16 protein-coding genes are annotated in these 21,790 nt (G+C 44.4%); 1 reads left to right on the forward strand and 15 read right to left on the reverse strand.

The features are described from left to right. Positions 1-9: 9 nt before the first annotated feature. The 13 genes from KIK04_RS07595 to mutY form a co-directional block, all read right to left on the reverse strand. A complete protein-coding gene (locus tag KIK04_RS07595; protein ID WP_232277668.1) occupies positions 10-327 on the reverse strand; it encodes a hypothetical protein in 318 nt (105 codons plus the stop codon). Next, positions 324-2,405 (reverse strand): RHS repeat domain-containing protein, encoded by a 2,082-nt coding sequence (locus KIK04_RS07600; RefSeq protein ID WP_232277669.1) that lies wholly within the window; start codon positions 2,403-2,405, stop codon positions 324-326. Before KIK04_RS07600 ends, KIK04_RS07595 begins: the two co-directional genes overlap by 4 nt. A 252-nt stretch (positions 2,406-2,657) precedes the next feature. Continuing rightward, complete coding sequence (locus KIK04_RS07605) at positions 2,658-4,007, reverse strand: helix-turn-helix domain-containing protein (protein ID WP_232277670.1); 1,350 nt, start codon at positions 4,005-4,007, stop codon at positions 2,658-2,660. A 227-nt stretch (positions 4,008-4,234) separates the two neighbouring features. Further along, the gene (locus KIK04_RS07610; RefSeq protein ID WP_232277671.1) at positions 4,235-4,669 is read right to left on the reverse strand and encodes an Imm26 family immunity protein; all 435 of its coding nucleotides are present in this window, start codon (positions 4,667-4,669) and stop codon (positions 4,235-4,237) included. Between the two features lie 178 nt (positions 4,670-4,847). Beyond that, positions 4,848-5,528, reverse strand: a complete 681-nt coding sequence (locus KIK04_RS07615) for a hypothetical protein (RefSeq protein ID WP_232277672.1) — start codon at positions 5,526-5,528, stop codon at positions 4,848-4,850. 45 nt (positions 5,529-5,573) lie between these two features. Next, positions 5,574-5,768: an HNH endonuclease gene (locus KIK04_RS07620; protein WP_232277673.1), complete on the reverse strand. Its 195-nt coding sequence runs from the start codon at positions 5,766-5,768 to the stop codon at positions 5,574-5,576. A gap of 526 nt (positions 5,769-6,294) precedes the next feature. Continuing rightward, positions 6,295-6,588 (reverse strand): immunity 53 family protein, encoded by a 294-nt coding sequence (locus KIK04_RS07625; RefSeq protein WP_232277674.1) that lies wholly within the window; start codon positions 6,586-6,588, stop codon positions 6,295-6,297. Between the two features lie 114 nt (positions 6,589-6,702). Beyond that, positions 6,703-7,023: a hypothetical protein gene (locus KIK04_RS07630; RefSeq protein ID WP_232277675.1), complete on the reverse strand. Its 321-nt coding sequence runs from the start codon at positions 7,021-7,023 to the stop codon at positions 6,703-6,705. 11 nt (positions 7,024-7,034) lie between these two features. Continuing rightward, positions 7,035-12,074: an RHS repeat domain-containing protein gene (locus KIK04_RS07635; protein WP_232277676.1), complete on the reverse strand. Its 5,040-nt coding sequence runs from the start codon at positions 12,072-12,074 to the stop codon at positions 7,035-7,037. Then, positions 12,071-12,469, reverse strand: a complete 399-nt coding sequence (locus KIK04_RS07640) for an RHS repeat domain-containing protein (protein WP_232277677.1) — start codon at positions 12,467-12,469, stop codon at positions 12,071-12,073. Before KIK04_RS07640 ends, KIK04_RS07635 begins: the two co-directional genes overlap by 4 nt. A 398-nt stretch (positions 12,470-12,867) precedes the next feature. Further along, positions 12,868-13,536, reverse strand: a complete 669-nt coding sequence (locus KIK04_RS07645) for an NAD(P)H-dependent oxidoreductase (RefSeq protein ID WP_232277678.1) — start codon at positions 13,534-13,536, stop codon at positions 12,868-12,870. Between the two features lie 2 nt (positions 13,537-13,538). Beyond that, a complete protein-coding gene (locus KIK04_RS07650; RefSeq protein ID WP_232277679.1) occupies positions 13,539-14,309 on the reverse strand; it encodes an alpha/beta fold hydrolase in 771 nt (256 codons plus the stop codon). Positions 14,310-14,468: 159 nt separating this feature from the next. Then, a complete protein-coding gene (mutY, locus tag KIK04_RS07655) occupies positions 14,469-15,611 on the reverse strand; it encodes an A/G-specific adenine glycosylase (RefSeq protein ID WP_232277680.1) in 1,143 nt (380 codons plus the stop codon). Between the two features lie 219 nt (positions 15,612-15,830). Between mutY and KIK04_RS07660 the strand changes: the two genes are divergently transcribed. Beyond that, the gene (locus KIK04_RS07660; RefSeq protein ID WP_232277681.1) at positions 15,831-16,187 is read left to right on the forward strand and encodes a c-type cytochrome; all 357 of its coding nucleotides are present in this window, start codon (positions 15,831-15,833) and stop codon (positions 16,185-16,187) included. Positions 16,188-16,467: 280 nt separating this feature from the next. On the opposite strand, the gene KIK04_RS07665 is transcribed toward KIK04_RS07660, so the two are convergent. Next, positions 16,468-20,280, reverse strand: coding sequence for an S-layer homology domain-containing protein (locus KIK04_RS07665; protein WP_232277682.1), 3,813 nt, complete (start codon positions 20,278-20,280; stop codon positions 16,468-16,470). Between the two features lie 220 nt (positions 20,281-20,500). Continuing rightward, positions 20,501-21,790 carry a response regulator gene (locus KIK04_RS07670; RefSeq protein ID WP_232277683.1) on the reverse strand — a complete coding sequence of 430 codons (1,290 nt, stop codon included), beginning with the start codon at positions 21,788-21,790 and terminating at the stop codon, positions 20,501-20,503.

Below are 21,790 nucleotides of genomic sequence, written 5' to 3' on the forward strand. Positions count from 1 at the left end.
AAATTGTTCTTATCCAAATGAATCTTCATCAAAAAAGCTTAAAAGATAAACTCTTAATCGAAAAGCTTCTTCCATTATCTTGTAGTCATAATTAGCGTATTTCGCCTCTACAACCATGGTGCTGAATAAGTAAAATATCTTGGTCGCAATTGAACGCTGTATTTGTTCTGCACCACTGATCTGTTTTTTATATTCATCAAGTTTGCTGTAAAGTTGTTTGAATTTTTCTTCCTCAACTTTTTTTTCAGGCCTTAAATCTAAAAGTATCACTTTTATTACCTGACTAATGTCTTTTTCCAGACTACAAAGAAGATTATCTTCATTCATTGTACGAACCCCATTATCGCAGATTGTGGGATATGCCCATGTATTAAATACTCGTGATCTTTCTCTGCTAAATCACGTGCCCAGTCATTCATGTCACTGCCGTTATCAGGAATTTCATGCGCGGCATATACAATTTTAGAATGCACTTTTCTGAGATCAATTGCAACTATGCCGTTACCCGAAGAAAATTTACGAGCGACAGTTAGACTTTTTGTAGTGGATATCCATTGGCTATTCGCTGAATCGTTAGTCATAACGTGTTGAAAGACTGATTTATTCGCATTTGGATTCCCAGCTAAAATGCCCTTCCCACCAGCCAAAGTTCCAGCATTTCCAGCCGTTAACGCCCTATATACCGTATTTTGACGTTCTCTCTCCTGCACAGATGAGCTTCCGCTTATTGACAACATTAAGCCTATTGTCCCTACTATGCGTGCAGCCGCAGCATATGCTCCAGCAGCTATTCCTCCTCCAGAACCTGCCGCTGGTAAAGCCAAGGTACTACTTTTCTGACTACTGTTCTGTGACTTATAGTATAACTGATTTTTAATTTGTTTATTTGCCCACTTGGATTGTCTCTCTGCCCCCTTTAATGCAAGGTTACTTAAATACTTCCATTGGTTACGATCAAAAACTGAACCTTTACCAGGTCCTACTGGTGCAAAGCCACTTGGATCAGTATATTTCAGCGGATTGTTATGCACATAGGTATATAGATTTAAGCTTAATGTACTTCCCAAACTACCTTCATACGTATCCTCGGTTGTGAATCGTCCAATGCTCGGGTCGTACCAACGAGAACGCAAGTATTGCAGGTTTGTTGTGCTATCCCAATACTCGCTAGAGTAGCGAAAAATGTTCGGGACTAGCTCCGACGCGGTGAGCGGCTTGCCCCAGATGTCGTACGTGTACTTGTTCAGCACGGTTCCTTGGCTATCGCGAATCTCGGTGACGTCACCGTGGCCGTTGGTCAGGTAGGATTGCATTTGGTTCGAGCTCGCGACTTGGCGGGCCAGTAGGCGGCCTTTTGGATCGTGAACGTACATATACATGAGCGTAACAGTGCCGTTTGGCTCAACTTTTCCTTCTGCGACGATGATTTTGCGGTCGTCGTAGTAGTAGCGGGTCGTTTCGCCAGCTTGGCTGCGCTCGACCATCAGGCCGTCGCCGTTATAGCGGTACGTAACGGTGTTACCGTCTTCAGTGACTGCGCGTGTTAAACGGTTGCGTGAATCATAGCTGTATTGGGCGCCTTTTTGCACAGGTGGATTGGTCGTCGTTAGCGTACTTCGATTGTCGCGTGCGTCGTAGGTGTAGGTTTCGTTGAACTGGCTGTTCGTCTGAATACGATTGAGCTTGTCATAGGTGAAGGTGAACGAATTACCGCTTTCACTTTTAAGAATAATATTGCGGTTGTTGTCATAGTCGTACTGGAAATTTTCGAGTATACGAATGCTGCCTAGAATCTGTGTAATCCCGGAGAGGTTTAAACCGTCATAGGTGTACATTTCGCTGATGTGCCGGGATAAACTAAGCTCCATCAAGTTCGTTTGGGATAAGTCGTAGGTGTACTTCACTTTTTCTAGTACTTTGTTGTTTCGATCTATGACTTGCAATGACGTTGGATGCGAGAACAAGGGAGCGTAGTTCACCGTCAGAGCCGAGCTAAAACTTGGCGAGGATACAGTCTGTTTCGTCCGTAAGCCTCTAACCTCATACTCGTAACTCAACGTGGTCTTGTCCGGATACGTGATCGATTGCAATTCTCCAGTTGGAAAATACGCATAGTTCGTTGTGCCCGTTGCATCCGTCATTACGGTACGATTGCCGCTGGCATCATACGTGTAGGACACATTTTCCTCAGCAATACCTGTCATGCTGCTACTTAAGAAGTTGCGATTACTGTAGCCGAACTGGTGCACCTGACCTTTGCGGTCGATGCTTTTGACCAAATTGTTGTTAGCGTCATGGTAGAATCGTTTGCTCTGGTTCTTCGGGTCAATCTGCTCAATTAAGCGGCCGATTTCATCGTATCGCTTCTTGAGCACCGTTCCGTCTGCGTACTGAATCTGAACCAAATTTCCGGCCAGATTGTACGTATAGGCTGTACGCTTTCCTTCCGCATCAATGACAGCGATGATACGGCTTAAGAGATAATACTACCTAATTAATTTTTCCTTTTCATCCCTGCAATGTAATAACAAAAACCACAACCGAGATTAATCTCATTGTGGTTGGGATAAGTTATGTACTACATGAATTAGGATTATTGCTTTTGCCATCCTCCACCGATACCGTCTGAAGTAACTGGACTGTCTGAATTTAAAGCGTTAGTAGAAGACACCTCTATAAAACCGAATAAGGAAAGAGTCATCAGCATAACCATACATACTTTTTTCATTAGATTTCACCTCATTAGAAATGATATTCATAAATTCACTTTTCTGCTCTAAAGTAATAATGTTCTCTTGCTGTTGAAACATTAACATCGCTGCGCCTACTCGCTGTGAGTTATGAAGTTTTAAAGCCAATTCCAAAGCTAAAGCATTATATTCAAGACAACGTTCATTTTGACCAGTTTCCAAATAATATTGGGTCATGGCCTGTACAAATTGCAGTTTATGTTTTAGAAAAAACGGTGCTTTCCTCGTCAGAAGGTCATCAATGTTCAATTTGTACTTCTCTAGATACTGTTGTGCATCAATCAATAACCCGTTAGCTAGATAGGCTTCCATCGCAACAGGCAAAACAGCAAGGAGCTGATCTGTATCTTCTCTAAGCATACTCATAAGCTCGTCAATGTGTTCCGTTTGCCCCATCTCAATGGAAATATAGAACTCATTACACTTCGAAAGCCATGCATAATGCTTACCGTGTGTGGCGTACTCCTTCGTTGCTTGTAAGGACTTTTCAAAGTTTTTCATCCCCTTGTGAGCGAATGATTCATATAGCAACCCTTCAGCAACATATTTATAATGCCCTTCAGCTATGGCCATGTCCTTTAATTCTTTCGCAAAAGCAAGTAATTTAGGCCAGTTCTCAACCACATTGTAAAAAGCCAGAATACGATAATAAGCATCAAATTTCAGTTCATCAGGCAACAGTGGTAAGTATTCGACAAGTTGATGAAGGGCTTCGCTACCCGCTCCAGCGGTATCTAAATCCCGTAGGATGAGGAATCTTCTAAAATAAGTGATAGCAAGCGTTTCGTTTCTGCTGAATCCGTTACGAATAATGATGTCATAGAAGGGAAGCGAGTAATTACGTTTGTCTGACTCGAAGAGATATTCGGCAATTTTGAAGGTGGTTTCGATCATTTTATTGCGATTGTTGTCTTCATTAAGCAGTTGTACAATCTGTTTTACGACTTCGTATTGCTCGGCATAGATACAGTGGAGGATAAAGTTACTTGTTTTTCTCGGTTTGAGTCGTCCCGCTTCATTGAAACATTCACCAATAAAGAAATCGTAAAACGAATGTTTATCTAACTCGAATGCATAATTAATCTCATGTAATTGTGGAAGCATGATGGTCTGAGTGTTTTTAAAAATTTTGCTGACTCTAGAACGACTTAGTTTAGTTACTGTTGCAATCTCTTTCTGCCTCCACCCCCTTCGAATAAGCTCCTCTTGCAACCTTTGTCGTAGCTCTGCCTGGGCCACTTGGAAATCAAACTCCATTTATAAACGAACCTCCTCCATATTAATTATTCACGGACATATCATAAAATCCTTCTCGAAATGAAAACAATCCCATATTACAGCAGTCTCATTTATTTTAAACGACGTTTATCTTTTTCTATGTTTACCAAATCGATAAACTTCACGTCTAATTTTGTCGGTTATTATCATGATATGTAAAAAAAGAAACCTTGAAAGGCATGAGACCAAACAAGGTCAACTAATAATTATTTTAATGGATCTCTATGCCATCTGTCGTCACCCATAATTCTGTCAATAATATGTTCTGCTTCCCAAACAGCCGCAATCTCTAGACCATCACATTCTTGCTTGCTAGCCTTTCTCATCTCCCCTTTATAATAAATGGAGTATCCACCAGTCAATTTATCGATTACATACGCAGGAGGCGGCCATGCTTCTTCTTCATTCCCAAATGGGCGATTCTCAATAACAGGCCATTGACCTGATTTTAGTACATCATCATAAACCCCTACAATAAACTGATAATCTTCATCTTGAGGCACATCCTCAATAGAACTGCTAACATGGCTGTAGATTGCAATACTAGCGTCTTTAAATCGTCTCCCAAATGAGAACATACCGTCAGATAAAGGTATTGCATATACATCTCCAAGTTTTATCCTTTTTCGTTTCTCGCTCATCAAGGTTTACCAAACTCCTTTCTTGCCGCCCTACTATATTTTTGTTTGTTCTTATTTTTATTAGAAATTCCATTGATCCTATTTCCGGATGTACCTCCCCGCATCTCTTTGTCAATAATTGTATCTATATATAAAAACAAACCCTGAAAGGCGCGAATCCAATCAAGGTTATCTGAAATCACATCCACTCTACCCCAAGTTCTTCAAATGATACTTGGCTTTCTTCTAATCCCTCTTCATCATCTGTACCTATTAATTGAATTTCTTTCTCGGATAAAACAATTACGTCCAATGGGTGAGTGATTTTTCGATTGTAAAGTGACACTAATAAACTACTTTGCTCAGGAGACATCTCATAATATTCCTTCCAAGATTCTAGTGCTTCCTCAAAGTTCATCAATTGAAACTCTAATAAATGAGCTCCTTGTTCAAAAAGGCTTTCTTTAGAGTTAATAGAATAGCAGTTACCACCCTTCCCCCAAAAAGAGGATGTTATTAATGGTATTGCGGAACCCTGAGCATCCTCTAAGAGATACTCTAATGTTTCACTTTCTGCAATTTCAATTACTTCAATTGGAGCACCTTCAAAATATTTAATCGCAGCATGATTACCGTTTGGCTGATCTAATATTTCACTGTGGTCATTCCTGAAAGCCGCGACAACGTAATCAGAGCTAAATGTAACAGTCCCCCTAACTCCCGAACTATCTTGAACACTATAATTCAATCCATCCCAAGAATGTTCATTAGATAAATCGGGGTAATGAGCAACCATGATAGCATGTGCTAAAGAAGCTAGAATACATCCCTTCCATAATTCCTCTTTGCCCCATTCAAGTTTGTACACTTTATTGCTCATATGAAGGCTCCTTTACTTGTTCCATTTACGTCTATTTTCTTTTCGTTACAATACCTGTGAATTTGAATAACTATAAGTTCCGCCTTTATTCCTAGGAACTATATGATCAATCTGCCATTCATTTTGTGAAGGCGTTACCCCTCTTTGGCTCTTTTTCGGCTTAACAAGCTGTTTACCTGATTGGTCAGAACGCACTATTCCACCAAACGAACTAATTATTCCGGCTGCCACAGTTGCCATAATAGCCTCTGTTTACCATACACTATAAGCATCAAGTAGCTGACCTTTTGCCCAATCTGCGTCTCCCGAGCTGTTTCCGTAAGTGATTGTTTGAGTTAATACACCGTACAAATACTTAAACTGATTGTTGTTCTCCTCACTATAATAGGATGCGTGTTAAATAGTTGCGTGAGTCATAGCTGTATTGAGCCTATTTTAACTTGGGCGGGTTGGTGCTTGTTACCGTGCTGCGATTATCGCGTGCATCATATGTGTAGGTGAACGGCGTGCCGTTCTCATTTTTGATGGTAATATTGCTGTTGTTGTCGTAGTTGTATTGGTACTACCCAAATGACGTCTTATATAATTAAAGCGTGAATGTACGTACAAACGAAAATTATGAAATCTTTGTATAGATAATACATGGGCTATATATGTTATTGGATAAATGATGAGTTCATTCGGCACTGGGTAGCCCCCAAAAGAAAAACCTTGAAAGCATTAAGCCATTCAAGGTTTAAATATAACTTTGGAGCAATCACTATTTCTATTCTTTATTAGAAGCCCACTTTCTAAAGCAATTTAGGATTTCTTCTAGATTCATTGCCCCTCCAGCACCACTAAATACTCCATCTCTCACAATACAGTAGTACCAATCTTCTTCGTCTCTTTCGATTTCTATCGATTCAAAATGTTCATTTTCTAAACAGGTATCAACTAAGTTTATTTCAACAGACCAACCAGGATTATCGACAGTATCGATTTTAACACCATAGGTATGCTCCCAATCACCATTACAGTTTTGATAATACCATTTCTGTATCCATTGTAAAGTATCCATATTCTCTACCTCTTTTTAAGGCCCTCTTCTAGGATATTGAGCTGTAACCCGCAGAATATAGGAAAAGTGTCCATTCTACGGGTACAGTTTATTAACTCACATGTGGCTCCAGTATTAATCAAAGCTTAAATAATCATCCTCTACAGACCCATCCAAGTTATAAACGATTTTATAACTTGCAGCATACCTCTCTTTGTATCGAACTCTTATGTCCACCACAATATGGTTGTAGTCTTCCAAAGGCCAGTTAGTAATTGAAAATAATATCTTTTGAATAAATACTTCAATAAAGCTAGCATCATAATTAGGGAAGTCACTGTTAAACACATCTGCGTACTCATCCTGATACGAATTAAAATAATTCCAGAAACTTTCAATACATTTTTCCTCTACACCATGCTCCTTAACCCAACGTTTTATCTCGGCTACATTCATTATATCCTCCCCTATTTATGCAAACCTTTGTCAAAGTGATTAAAGATAAATCCTTTTGACTTATTGTCATAATTACCGTAAATTCTCCAATCACCGTATCTCTTGTCTTTAACTTTGATTTCATACTGGTAGCTTCTTTTTCCAAAAGTTGCACCTTTACCAGATAATCTTTTTATTCCACTTTGTCCCTCAGGACCGACTTCTCCTTTCTCCATAGCTTTTATAAAGACCTCTATTCCTTCTTTACCAAACCTGTTCCTAACCTCATTGTAAACAGAATGCTTGATAAATCCAGCCCCGACTTGTTTTATAACTGCTGGTCCAATTCCACCTGCCAAGGAGAACATGCTTTCATCAGACCAAGCAAAAAGACCAAAGCCATAAGGATCGTTCTCAATCCATTTAATTGTGCTGTTCCAAGCTAGTTGCCTGACTATCTTTTCTGGAACCATTACATCAGAACTTTGCATGATGTCAGATTCTTTAATACCTGCTTTATGCATTTTTTGTCTTAATGTATTTGCTTCATTTGCCCATTTTTTATAATCGCCACCTGATGACTTTGCTTTGTCGTACTGCCACTTCATTTCATTAAGCATCCAGTTTGATGTAATGCTAGTTTTCCAATGTCCACTAGGGTCGATATGATTTAACGGGCTGTTCTCCACATACGTATACAGGTTTAAACTCATTGGGCTACCCAGTTCCCCTTCATACGTGTCTTCGGTTGTGAATCGTCCAATACTCGGGTCGTACCAACGAGAACGCAAGTATTGCAGGTTTGTTGTGCTATCCCAATACTCGCTAGAGTAGCGAAAAATGTTCGGGACTAGCTCCGACGCGGTGAGCGGCTTGCCCCAGATGTCGTACGTGTACTTGTTCAGCACGGTTCCTTGGCTATCGCGAATCTCGGTGACGTCACCGTGGCCGTTGGTCAGGTAGGATTGCATTTGGTTCGAGCTCGCGACTTGGCGGCCCAGTAGGCGGCCTTTCGGGTCGTGAACGTACATATACATGATCGTCACGGTGCCATTTGGCTCAACTTTGCCTTCTGCGACGATGATTTTGCGGTCGTCGTAGTAGTAGCGGGTGGTCTCGCCAGCTTGGCTGCGCTCGACCATAAGACCGTCGCCGTTGTAGCGGTACGTAACGGTGTTGCCGTCTTCGGTGACTGCGCGTGTTAAACGGTTGCGTGAGTCATAGCTGTATTGGGCGCCTTTTTGCACAGGTGGATTGGTCGTCGTTAGCGTACTTCGATTGTCGCGTGCGTCGTAGGTGTACGTTTCGTTGAACTGGCTGTTCGTTTGAATGCGATTGAGCTTGTCATAGGTGAAGGTGAACGAATTACCGCTTTCACTTTTAAGAATAATATTGCGGTTGTTGTCATAGTCGTACTGGAAATTTTCGAGTATACGAATGCTGCCTAGAATCTGTGTAATCCCGGAGAGGTTTAAACCGTCATAGGTGTACATTTCGCTGATGTGCCGGGATAAACTAAGCTCCATCAAGTTCGTTTGGGATAAGTCGTAGGTGTACTTCACTTTTTCTAGTACTTTGTTGTTTCGATCTATGACTTGCAATGACGTTGGATGCGAGAACAAGGGAGCGTAGTTCACCGTCAGAGCAGAGCTAAAACTTGGCGAGGATACAGTCTGTTTCGTCCGTAAGCCTCTAACCTCATACTCGTAACTCAACGTGGTCTTGTCCGGATACGTGATCGATTGCAATTCTCCAGTTGGAAAATACGCATAGTTCGTTGTGCCCGTTGCATCCGTCATTACGGTGCGATTGCCGCTGGCATCATATGCATACGTAACACCTTCTTCTGGGATTGGCGTCGTGCTGCTCGTGAGGAAGTTACGGTTGCTGTAGCCGAACTGGTGCACTTGACCTTTGCGGTCGATGCTTTTGACCAAATTGTTGTTAGCGTCATGGTAGAATCGTTTGCTCTGGTTCTTCGGGTCGATCTGCTCAATTAAGCGGCCGATTTCATCGTATCGCTTCTTGAGTACCGTTCCGTCTGCGTACTGAATTTGAACCAAATTTCCAGCCAGATTGTACGTATAGGCTGTACGCTTTCCTTCCGCATCGATGACGGCGGTGAGACGGCTTAAAGCGTCGTACTCGTATTTCGTTTCGTTGCCGTTGGCATCGCGCATCGAAACGACGTTGCCTACGAAGTCATACGTGTACTGGGCCAGTACGACCGCTCCTGTTGGCTTGAGCTCTTCGCGTTTCACAACACGATCTAGCACGTCATACGTTTCCCGAATTCGATTGCCCCTACCGTCAATGCTGACCTTCGTGTTCTCGATGTCGTTATACTCGTATTGCTTCACTTGGCTGCCAGCGGTCTCTTTGATCACTCGGTCCCAAGCGTCATAGGTGTACTCGACAAATTGTCCTGTAAACGTTCCTTTACGGATCAATCGCCCATGTGTATCGTACGCATGATTGGCAGCTCCCCGACCATTCGACTCCCGGATCAAATTACCGATCGGATCAAAAGCCTTCTCGGTAACATGCCCCCGTGGATCGGTGACGGTAATCGTGTTCTGGACATCATTATACACGATTGTCGTTTGGGTATTGTCCGGGTATTTCTCCGCGATGACTCTTCCTAGTTTATCATACGTAGACGTTGTCGCGTGACGGTTGCCATCGGTGTAGGAGATCATATCTCCCGTGAACCGATTATAGTCGGCCTCCTTCACAATAGTCGTCACCTGACCCTCTGCATTCTTGACATCCACCGTTTGCTTAGTCGGGAAGAAAGCACCCAATTGTGGGCTAAACTCCTGCTTGACGACGGTATCCTGTTGCTCTCCCCGTATCCGAACCGTGATCGGATTTCCATTCGGGTCGTATTCCCGCTGAACCTGCTGCAATAACGCACCTTGATTATTTTTGCTGAGCATTTGCGTCATCTCGCCATGGTTCGGATCATACTTGTACTCGGTCACCAACTGTGTCTGCGCATTCAGCGCTTGAACACTGCTTAGTAACGCGCGTCCAACCCTTTTGGAAATCGTAGCTGTCGGCAACGAATAGTCGTAGCGGTTGGTTACGTTAAGCGGGTTCGTTTCCGATACGACCAAGCCCCAATCGGCGGTATCATATTGTCGGACGGTCGTCTTCTTAGGTGCATGAAGAGCACCGTCCTGAAAGCTTTCCTCAATCCGCGTTGGGTTCGGCTTCTCTCTCTCATAGCTGTACTGGACACGCTTCGATTGGTTCGTGTTGTTTACCTTACTTACCACCTCAGTATTAAAAATCTTAGGTGGTTCATAGAAACTAGCAGGCCGTCGCTCATACGTGTGCATCGTTGATTTCAAGCCGTCATCTACAGTCGTCGTTAACGTATATTTTTCGTCATACTTGGAACTGCCGTGTATTTTATACGTTAGCGCGGTCGAGTTCATCTTCGTCTGGGAGGCCGAACTGTACGACACGTGACGGGAGGAATAGTATATGCTTTGTTCCACCGCATAGGGTCCAATACTCATTTCCCATGCACCGAGGATGCCAAATTGAGAGAGCGCTTTGGTCGGATGCTCGATCGATGTCAGTAAGATCGCTTTGTTCTGCCCATACGTTTCAAGCTTCTCGGAAGGGTGGCTTACGTATCGGTACTTCTCCATCAGATTAAACTGCAAGTTATTCCATTCTCGATATCCGTATTTCGTTGAACGACCTAATGGGTCAATGACTTCGTCTAGCACTTCCAGTTCACGAAACTTTCCATTTGGCCCATCGCCGATTTTACGTTTCTTATAAATAACCTTCTTATCATCCATGCTTACTGTCACCGTATGATTGATCTTATCGTAAGCAAACCACATTTGGTTATTAACCTTTCCGTCTTTGGAAGAACTGACAATAAACCAAAGCACCTCCTCTTCCATGGAGGGCCCTTGATACATAAACTCGACCCAGTTGCCAAACTTGTCGTCCATTCGAACCAACTTACCGTCTAAGCTAAAATATTGTTTGATGCCACTTTTATGATCCTTCAGGACAGAATCTGGTCTTTTACCACTTATTTTGGTGACCAATCTCTCTTCTTCGGTTGCCGCATCAAACGTCAAGTCCTTATAAGGATAACCGAGCAACGATAGCTTATTGATCCCATGAGGATCGCCAAGGGGATAGGAGCCGACACCTGCGATGTAAATGGAACGCTCTTCATTCACCTTCCAGGCATTTCGGATATAGGAAATATCCCAGATCCACCCTTTTCCTAACGCGTGCAATTCATCTTCAGGAGTAGGACGCGTGCTGTTGGTATCATTGGTGACGTAGATATCATCCTTCGCGCGGCTGCTGTCATACACTCTCCGAAGCGCAAATCCCATGCCATTAGCACCGGACATGACCAAATCGGTGGCGGATACTTGCAGCGAACCGTCGATCGTCGAGATTTGTTCATTATCCGAGCCGATGGTATAAGGCGCTTGATCGGGCTTATGCGCTCTCTGTTTGAGTGCAATTTGATCATATGGACTTGTGTTAAGTAGCCCGTCCTGTAAGCTATACACGTGGTCCGTGACAGAGTTGGCGCTTGCCTTGTCCAGAATAGGCTTAGGTTTAGGTACAGCCTTCGCCTTGGCATAGACCGCGTCCGTTACACTCTTTATTTTGTTCATATGGTTCAAGTTCATGTTGTGTAGGGTTAATGGATCTAGTGGAAGGTTGGGGTACTGAGCTGTCATGAATTTCTCGTAGGAGTTGCCCTGCTGCTTCTTTTCTAAGCCTTGGTAAATATGATGAAGCTGGTATCCCTTCGCCATTTCACTCAGAACCCAGTCGCGATTGACATCGAACTGATAAGTTACCGAGGTGACGGTGATGAGATTGTCCAGATCGTCTGCGCTCATCGTTTGATCGGTTGAATTCAACTTGAAAGAAGGTGGATAGACCGCTTGGGTAACCGAAGACAGTGTCTTCGTGCTTGGACGAGTCAGGGCTTGTCTGCCTTCAGCTGGAGCAAGCGGCAAGCTGGTTAGGGTCATTACAACAATGAGTAAGATAGATACATATTTTTTCATCATTTAATAGAGCTCCCTATATTTTTTTCATTCTCATTTTGCGATACATCATTCAGTGTCTGGACGGTAGTTGGAGATTGTACATCTTCGCTACGTATTTCCAATGCAGCAGATGAGCTTACACTAGAAGCTGAAGCTGGCTTAACCTTCTCCTTTTTAAGGAGATTCCCATTTGGGTCATACGTAAAAATTATCCTTGAGCCATCTTTCAACAATAGAGAGACTAGCTTCCCTGTCTCATCATACGCATACACCTGATCCTTTACATTCAGTTGCAATTCCACGATATTGGTGTCTACTTTCTGAACAGATGTAGAAGCTGCAAGCGCAGTATGTGCGTTCATATCTACACACCCAAGCAAAAGAAAACATAGCCAACCGATACGAAATTTCTTCATCTCCCAATCCTCTCCTATCGGAAATTTTCACCATATTCCTTCTCTTATGTGCTAGTCATACCTAATTATCCTTTATTAGGTTTCAAATTGAATTCCTCCTTTTTATTGATTTTACTAGCACCATTTAAATATATAGGCAGTTGTACTAATTTCCTGTGATATAAAAAAAGAGAAACTTAATTAGCATGAGGTGATAGAAAAAAACATCTATAGAAGTAAATGTGATATCAGGCCTGCCAGAAAGCTATAAAAGAAAGGGCACTATCATGAACATGTCCTGCAAAGGAACGCCCGCTGATAATGCCCTCAATGAATCATTTCATTTCATTCCATACTTAAGTCAAAAACGTACCATCTCGAAGATTTGACCTGTACAACGACAGTCGTCGCGGAACAAACTATTCCAATCTATTTTCCTCTAGCAAAGCCGCTATACGCTCTCGGAACTCACCCAGATACTTCTCCCGCTGCTCCGCAGACACATGAGCAGGCTGCCAAGCCGCATAATGAGGTAGCACATCCAGTCCACAATATCGTAACGTGCCATGCTCGATCGGATGCAAATGATGCTCCAAGATTCCTAAATCATCTTTAGAATCGTAGCGCTCCGGCTCCGCTCCAGTTGTAAATACGAGCATCGCACGCTTTCCTTTTAACGGGCCGTTCGCAAACGTTTGATTCCGTCCATACGCAAAGCCTGGCGTCAACACACGGTCGAGCCAGCCCTTTAAAATGGCCGGAACGGAGTGCCACCATAATGGAAATATAAATATAATTAAATCCGACTCCGATAGCTTTTGCTGCTCTAGCACGATATCTGGTGACAGACTGCCATTTTCATAAGCATACCGTTGTTCGGCACCATATTTTAAATAATCAGGATTGTTAGGCGATACAAAATCGCCCCAGTCCGCCGTAGGCTTAAACGACATGTGGTACAAATCAGATAGTTGCGTAACATAACCTTGCTGAGTAAATACATCTATAGCCGCATCTTTAAGCGCACCGCAGAACGATTGCGGCTCATGGTGAGCAAGCACGATAAATGGCTTCATTTTCATTTTCATCTTCATTCTCCTCTCCGTAAAAACAGCTCCACAATTCGATTGAAATCAACTGGCTTCTCCAAATAAGGCAGATGACCACAATGCTCCATGACCACGATTTCGGATTGCTTGACGAGCCCATTTATTTCAGTTGCATAAAACGCAGGGACGAAATGGTCGTGGACGCCCCTTACAATCAGGACAGGGCATTCTAATCGCTCCAACTTGTCCCTCTGATCGACATCAGCCAACTCATAGAACAACTGCTGCACATGCTTGCGATTCATCGTTTTCAATGCATTTTTAAACCCTCTCACGATCGATGGATAACCGAGAACTCCCATTTCTCTAAGCAAAATGTCCGCCCATTGTTCTCCCCCGTCATCGAGGTCAAGCAAGCTGTAAATGTTCATTCGCTCTGCTCTGTCGTCCGGTCGCAAATGCATAAAGGAATTAACCATAACTAAGCCATCAACCATGTCTGGGCGATGATAAGCCAGATCGACAGCGACTCGCGCTCCTTTTGAGAGGCCGCAAACCGTGCATGACTTAACACCCAGATGCTCCAATAAAGAGGCAACTACTTTCCAGTATTCTCTGAAACCGATGCCCGCTCCTTCCGATTGACCATGACCGGGCAAATCCAACGAAATAACGGTTCGCTGGGACTGGAAGTATTGCCGCTGATATGTCCAGTTGCTCGAATTCCCACCAAGACCATGCAGAAATAGAAGGACAGGCCCTTGACCTTCCTTGTGATAGCATATTGATTCATTGCCATATGTAAACTTCATGTTGTCTCATCTCCGTCATCGATTCAGCTCTTGCCTCACATGCCTATCCAGTAATAGCACAACACCCTGAATCACAACATCATCGTCGTAATTCAGGGTGCATATTTATTTGCTGCCTATCAGTCCTTCAGCCCTTCAGCCTTCCAACCTCTCAGCTTATTAGCCTATTGTTTGTAAGCTCGTCTTGAAATAATCGTTAATCAGCTTTAAAAATAAGTTCGGGAAAGCGAGCTGCTCCATATCCTCTGGGCTGATCCAGCGATATTCCGTTTCGTGATCGCCAGCGACCTGCTTGAAAATGCTCGCTGCGTCCGCTGCGAGCGGCTCGCAAAGAAACACGCGCATCCGCCAATGAATGTGGCTGAACGTGTGCTCCGCATCAACCCAACGCTCGTATGGCTTCACCTGCACGCCTTCGCTTAGCATAGCGCCGCGCAGCATATCCATCGCAGCGTCGTCGTTCATCCCAATGAGCCCCGCCTGCTTCGGCACGAGCATATGCGGCAGCTCCCACATACGGGCAAGCAGCCCTGTTGCTGGGCGTTGGCGCACTAGCACTTTGCCAGCGTGGGCACCTGTACCTACGATCAGCGCCGCGTAGCGCTGCTCTGGCTTCGGTGGCTTCGCCTTGGTCTTAATCGGGAGCACAAGCTCCTCTCCCGCAATGCGACCTGCGCAGTGCTCCATGACAGGGCAAATCAGGCAGGCCGGAGACTTCGGCGTACATATTAAAGCCCCAAGCTCCATTAGAGCTTGGTTAAAGTCAGAAGCGCAGCCTTCAGGAATTAGCTCTTCGGCTAAATACTCGATGTTGACACGCGTACTTGGCTTGGCAATATCGTCGTGCAGTCGGAAATAACGCGACAGCACGCGCATCACGTTGCCGTCCACCGCCGGAACTGGGCGGTTGAACGCAATGCTCATAATCGCCCCTGTCGTGTAGGGGCCGACACCTTTTAGCGATGACACTTTCTGCTTGTCGTCAGGGACTTGCCCGCCGTATTGCTCTTTCACTTCGCGAGCAGCGGCTTGCAAATTACGTGCGCGGGAATAATAACCCAGCCCTTCCCACGCTTTCAGCACTTCCTCTTCCGGCGCGTCGGCTAACGCCTCTACCGTCGGGAATTTCTCAAGAAAGCGATGGAAGTAAGGGATGACCGTATCCACACGTGTCTGCTGAAGCATAATTTCCGATACCCATGTATAGTAAGGGTTTTGCTGGCGCCGCCATGGCAAATCGCGGCGATTGGCGCGGTACCAAATTAATAGCTCGCGGCTGAAATAACGTTTTTGCTCGTTCATGCCGGCCTCCTCTATGGTGGTTGTTTGTCTGCTTAGGCAGTATTTTGTATATACATTTCTCTATATAAAGTAAGTTGTCCTAGTCATTATACACGAACGAACACAGTTGTGAACGTTCTGCCAACAATCGGCGCAAATGCTTGCCTACAGAGGATGCCTATTCCTATACTGGAAGTAGAAATATTGCGCTACAAATGATTAGCTAAAGGAGCGACCCGCATGCTTAACAAGCAACATCGACCACGCTTCGCATTCGTCATCACGGCGATAATCGGGCTTACACTAGTGCTCGCTGGCTGTGGTGGTGGTTCAAGCAGCAACAAGGCTTCAGCGACAATTGAAGGTCCTGAAGAAACCGTCGCCATGTATAAACAGCGCTGCATTCAATGTCATGGCGATGAAATGCAAGGCCGGATGGGTGACGTAACGAACCTACAAAAAGTAGGCGCACGTCTAAGCAAAGATGAGATTGCAAATATTATTAAAAACGGCGGCAGCCGTATGCCTGCTATGGGCAAAAGTATCGAAGAAGCCGATATTAATAAGCTAGCGGAATGGCTTGCAACGAAAAAGTAAACGAGCTGTCTACACAGTTACATTTGGCAACGAGATAGCCGCACGGAATGGGGAGTACCACGTTTGTTATGACGTGCCCAACTCTGTGTGGCTTTTTTGTGTCCTACCATACTTGTATTGCCGCTTACGATAATAACCCAAACAAGAAAAGGGGCTACCCTTGAAGTAGAAATTCTACTTCGAGGGTAGCCCCTAATGTATAGCTGTACAAGTAAGGTATGTCGATGAGCATCATTCACTGTTCGGAAACCGGTAACGAATTGCTCAATCGACTCCTTGCTTATTTTGAAATATATCGTTCTCCTTGCTCTGGAAGCCGTTCAGCAGTATGAACTCGCGATGCTTCTTCAATATCGCCGTATGCCCAATGCTTCGCTTGTACGTCGCTCCAAGTCGGCTTCGTAACCTCAAGCAAAGGCCCACGTTTCAACAAACGATTCACCATTTTCACAACCTCAGCACGTGTCACGTTCGCATTAGGTCGGAATTGGTTATCCTTGTAGCCTTGAATAACGTTCGCTTCATGAAGCGCTGCTATCTCTTTGGCAGCCCAATGTTCCTGCACATCTGCGAACGAAACAGCCTTGCTCGCCTTTAACTGCATCCAACGCGAAGCGATAGCTGTGAATTCCGCTCTAGTCAGCGTGCGATTAGGCTCGAATTCACTTGCACTCACGCCTAGAAGAATCCCTTTCGCTTTAAGCTCTTCGATTGCTGCAAACGCCCAGTGACTTGATGTCACATCATCAAAGCTTGCCGTTGATGATGCCGCTCCTACTCCTGCTTGTTTGCCATCCTTCGAGATTCTCCATAGCATAGCAGCCAATTCAGCACGTGTAATCAAATGTTCTGGACGGAATAATCCATCTGGATAACCTTTAATGTAAGGCAAGTGCTCTACTTGTTGTTTCTCTTGCTTATCATGTTTCACACTAGATGTTTCTGTCGTCAAAGTTACAGTGGAACCTGCATCCGAGCTGTCGCTTCCGGAATTGCCGCTACCTGTGCTTGGTGGCGTATCCATTTTCACAATCGTGAACGTACTGAACTTATCAATCACGATGGACAGACCTACGATGTTTCCTAATGAATCACGATCGATCACGCCTTGTTTCAATTGCTTGCTTCCGTCACTATGCTGAATATATACATGCAATGACTGAAGGTAATTGGCCTGTGAAGCCACGTCCTTTGGTGCATTCAGCTTGTCCAACGGGAATACGAGCTTTGTCTCACGAGCCGTGTAGTTCGTTTCGATTACCATAGGTGTTCCAACTACGTTAACGACTTTGCTGCCAGCCGCTTGTTTCACAATAGGATCACTAGCTGCTTGCTGCTTCAGTTGGCTCTGTTGCTGTTCATTTCGAATCGGTACAAAACGGAAGAATAGGTCACTTCCATCTTGCTGCAACTGATGCAATGTAGCTTTGGCTAGAACGAGATGTACCCCGCTCGTCTCAATCGTCATATCTAACGTGTTCGCCATCTGCGAATAAGAGGCGATAGGAACCTCAACCGCTGTTTCATTCGCTTGATCGTTAGGGTCTTCCGTTACAACAACCCGCATCGATGAAGCTTTTTGATCTTTAGCCTGATTTTGCGCCGATTGCGCCTTATTCGCGTCGACAATGACCTTGTCGATCTTCGTGCCGTCAGACAATACCTTGCGTGATACAACGACTTGCTCGACATCCTTTTGTCCTTCCCCTGCACGAATCGGAACGGTTCTTGTGTTCTTTTCGCTTACAATTTGCAAGGAAGCTTTCTTCACAATAACTAAGAAGGTACGTTCTACTTTAACTCCATCTTTCTCCACAACAGCAGTCAAAATGACCGTTGTATCTCGTTCAGGAGATGGATGCACTCCTCCGCTGCTCGTTAACACAGCAGGATCGCTTGATGTCCAAGTTACCGTTGTACCATGCTTACCAGACAGAGGTAACTGTATGTGTTTCGTTACACTTTCCCAACTATCTCCCGCTCCGTATCCGATCGACAGCTCTCTCGCAGCGTCGCTAACTTCGCTCTGCTTAGACGGGCGGTAAGCCTTAATTTTATATACCTTTTTCGTGATTCCATCCTGAGCTGTTACTACGACTTCAATCTCGTTCTCCCCTACTTGCAACGGGAACATATATCCCGTCTGTGGGTTGTATGTCGCACCTGTAACCGAAATCGTTGAATTCGGGCTATAGACGATATCTGTCACCGCTAATTGCTCCGTGCTACTTTCCACACGTACCGTGTAATCTTTAGTACTGCTTGTAAATGCTGGACTAAGCGTTCCAGGTGCAACTGCTAGCTTCAGCAAGTCCGCTTCCCCGCTCGCTTCTTTCCTCACACGAATCGTGTACGTTTTCTTCGTTACACCGTCTGATGCCGTCGTTTGTACCGTAATCGTATTTTCCCCAACCTGCAATTTAATTGGCTCTGAGGCTTGTCCGCTTGCCACAGGCACCCCATTAATATTCAGGATGGCGTTGCTATCGTATACCGTTCCCGTCACCGTGACGCTATACACGTCATTCGTAACGGACGCCGTATAATCCGTAATGTCTGCCTTGAAAGCTGGCGCAAGCTGACCTGGTGAAATGGCAAGATCAAGCAGATCTGCATTGTCACTATTCGTAACCGTAAATAGCGTCGTGCTGTGACTTCCGATTACGCCCGCGACTGTGACCTTAAAGTAATAGGTTCCGGTATTCAATGAGCTAGGAATAGCTACCGATACCACAGCACGATTAGCATTCACCACTCCATCCGCCGTTATCGGTATCGAGATTGGACGTTTATTCCCATCTACCAATTCAACCTGTACAGCAGCTCCATCAGCTACATGGGATGTTGTGATGTTAACAGGTACCGTACGTGCCGTTCCATTAACTACTCGGTCTGGTTGAGCCGACACGTTCGATATAGCAGGTAGCGCATTATTAATCGTTGTAACTACGTTGCTGCTGTTCTTAACGTTTGCGTCTGTCTGCGAGATGCCCGTCAAGGTGAGCGTATCCAAGCCGTCCGCTCCCGGCGGAACGATTAAGTCAACCGTAACGGTTTGAATGGCGCCGTTTCCTGGAACTGTAACCTGTTGAGCACCTCTTACTACGGTGTTCCATCCTTTGGACGAGGCCACATTCAAGTTAAAGACGTCCGATTTGGGCTGAAAGTTTTGTAGTTTAAATACGTACGACACTGTGCTATTAGAAGTGGTTGTCTTCGATGCTGGCGCAATGACTTGCAACGCTCCGGCAGTAGTCCACGTTTCCGAGGACTGGATAACCCACTTTTGGTTAGGACGCAGTGTATGGTTGTTCCATTGCAAATGGTATCCCGCATCGGCATATGCCGAATTCGATGTGTTGGACAAGTTCCCCTTAGAAGCTTGGTCGTTTCCAGCAGTGTATGGACCGCTATAATACTTGTCAGCAGGGGTTGTATTTTTTCCGGCAAAGCCCATCAAACCAAATTTGTTCATATTATTATTTTTTACATATACCATATTTAGTAGCGGGTCCCAATAAGACATGGCATTATCTTCGCCGCCAAATGTAGCGTCGCCACCATGAATCAACTTGAGATCGCTGTACGTTTTAGTCCCTGATTTATTTTCAACGGACCACTCTTTCTCATAGTATCTTGCATTCGGCGGATAATAGGCCTTCTGTTTCAGCTCTATGTTTCCTCCATCAAGTGCCCACGTCGTCACGATTGTGTTAGCATCGGGTGTCGTTATGACCCCCTCGCCAAATGGTGCACTAACTATGTTCGGGCCAGACTGGCTGTTAAAATAAGTCGAATAATGTCTTTTAGTCGCACCCGACTCCGTATAAAACAGATTCGTTCCCCAGCTAAATTCTCTATAATATTGATATACATAGTGGCTGTCTTGCCATAAGTAAGCTGCGATTGCCCCATCATTTTTAATTGCTATTTTCAAAGGATCTTGCACACCGTTGACTAATTGCCCACCAATAATTTTTTGTTCTGGAGCCGCCTCCACCTTACCCACAAAAGGCGTCGAGCCAAATGAGCCCCAGACAAGAACGAATACTAGCAATAAAATAATCCGACTTCGAATATTGTTTTTAACCACTTCTCTATGCCCCTTTTCACTAAATTTATGAAACAATCAGACAATCTAGTTGCAACCCTGTTCATCTCAGTTATTGTTTCTGTTCTATATCATCTTATCTATGTGTACTGAAAAAATAGTGAACGACTATAGACCTACCTTGGCATGACTTATTACATACAAAAAAGCTGCCCGCTTAGAAAGCAGACAGCTTCATATGAACTCTTCTTAATTAACCATGCTAAATTTCTTCATTAATGACCGCATAAATGCGTGCATGCCATTCCTCTGATAATGATCCTCCGAGCTCACTTTCATACTGTTCACGATACTGTTGAATAAACTGCTTCGCCCTTGCTTTCTCCCCATTATCGACGTATAGCTCTACTATGCGGGCAGCAATATGCTCGTTCCAAGAATCTATTTTAATGAGTTGACGGGCATGAATGAGCGCTTTGCGAAAATCTCCCTGCTTCTGCATATCATCAATGATGTCCTCCATTAGCCACAAATAACGCTGTCTGAGATCTTCACGATGTGTCGTCATCCAAATGCCATCCAGCCCTTCGCACCAGTCACCACGGTACAAATTAGCGGATTGTTCAGGCACGCTAACGTTCAAATGACGTGATTGAGATGCCGATTGAGATTGAGATTCCATAAACAAATCGGTATCATGCCAAACATTCGTTAGTACTAACTTATACAATCGATCACGGTATGAGACGTGAATATAGTCTTGAAGCGATATCTCTGCTATCGCGCGCCGGATTTGATACACACAAGTATGAACGTACGTTTTTGCCTTGTCAGGATCAGAATTCGGAAATACATCATTTATAATCTGATCCAGCGTTGCTGATCCTTTAAATAACAAATACGCAAATAATTCTTCAACTTTTATCGTACGCCACTTGATCTTCCCCAATGGGCCCTCTACTTGCAAGCGTCCTAAACTATAAATACACGGCAAATGATGTTCCGACAGCCTCCCTGTAGGCTGTAGCGCAGCCATAGTCAGCACATTGTCCGCTACTTGCTGAGCACTTTCTTTATTTGCTTCAGTAAGAGCTTTTGTACGAGGTTCCACATTTTTTTCCGTATAAGTTTCCGCATGGGCTTCCACCTCCGTATGCCTTTCCTTTACATCCACTCCGCCTACACCTACACGACGACGATGAATCCGCTCTAATGTGCGGTTAAGGCGTTCCTTCTTCACAGGCTTTAGTATGTAGTCAACAGCGCTTAATTCAAATGCTTGCACCGCATATTGATTGTAAGCTGTAACGAATACAACGTTAACCATCGGCCTTGCATCCAATAACCGCTCAGCAAATGTAAGACCATTAAGGCCTGGCATTTGAATATCCAACAAGACGATGTCCGGCTCATGCGCGATAGCCCATTCCAACGCTCGCTCCGCATGAGCGAACAACATGACCTCCGAAGCCAGCTGCTCGTCTTTCAATAAGTCCTCCATCTCATCCAGAGCTGGCAGTTCGTCATCAACGACAACTATTCGATAAGACAT

Source organism: Paenibacillus sp. 481 (assembly GCF_021223605.1).
In the GTDB taxonomy this organism is placed as follows: Bacteria; Bacillota; Bacilli; order Paenibacillales; family Paenibacillaceae; genus Paenibacillus_B.

Coding starts and splice junctions, on each gene's coding strand:
- KIK04_RS07595 (WP_232277668.1), bottom strand. CDS start 327: ATGAATGAAGATAATCTTCTTTGTAGTCTGGAAAAAGACATTAGTCAG.
- KIK04_RS07605 (WP_232277670.1), bottom strand. CDS start 4,007: ATGGAGTTTGATTTCCAAGTGGCCCAGGCAGAGCTACGACAAAGGTTG.
- KIK04_RS07610 (WP_232277671.1), bottom strand. CDS start 4,669: ATGAGCGAGAAACGAAAAAGGATAAAACTTGGAGATGTATATGCAATA.
- KIK04_RS07615 (WP_232277672.1), bottom strand. CDS start 5,528: ATGAGCAATAAAGTGTACAAACTTGAATGGGGCAAAGAGGAATTATGG.
- KIK04_RS07620 (WP_232277673.1), bottom strand. CDS start 5,768: ATGGCAACTGTGGCAGCCGGAATAATTAGTTCGTTTGGTGGAATAGTG.
- KIK04_RS07625 (WP_232277674.1), bottom strand. CDS start 6,588: ATGGATACTTTACAATGGATACAGAAATGGTATTATCAAAACTGTAAT.
- KIK04_RS07630 (WP_232277675.1), bottom strand. CDS start 7,023: ATGAATGTAGCCGAGATAAAACGTTGGGTTAAGGAGCATGGTGTAGAG.
- KIK04_RS07635 (WP_232277676.1), bottom strand. CDS start 12,074: ATGATGAAAAAATATGTATCTATCTTACTCATTGTTGTAATGACCCTA.
- KIK04_RS07640 (WP_232277677.1), bottom strand. CDS start 12,469: ATGAAGAAATTTCGTATCGGTTGGCTATGTTTTCTTTTGCTTGGGTGT.
- KIK04_RS07645 (WP_232277678.1), bottom strand. CDS start 13,536: ATGAAAATGAAAATGAAGCCATTTATCGTGCTTGCTCACCATGAGCCG.
- KIK04_RS07650 (WP_232277679.1), bottom strand. CDS start 14,309: ATGAAGTTTACATATGGCAATGAATCAATATGCTATCACAAGGAAGGT.
- mutY (WP_232277680.1), bottom strand. CDS start 15,611: ATGAACGAGCAAAAACGTTATTTCAGCCGCGAGCTATTAATTTGGTAC.
- KIK04_RS07660 (WP_232277681.1), top strand. CDS start 15,831: ATGCTTAACAAGCAACATCGACCACGCTTCGCATTCGTCATCACGGCG.
- KIK04_RS07670 (WP_232277683.1), bottom strand. CDS start 21,790: ATGTCTTATCGAATAGTTGTCGTTGATGACGAACTGCCAGCTCTGGAT.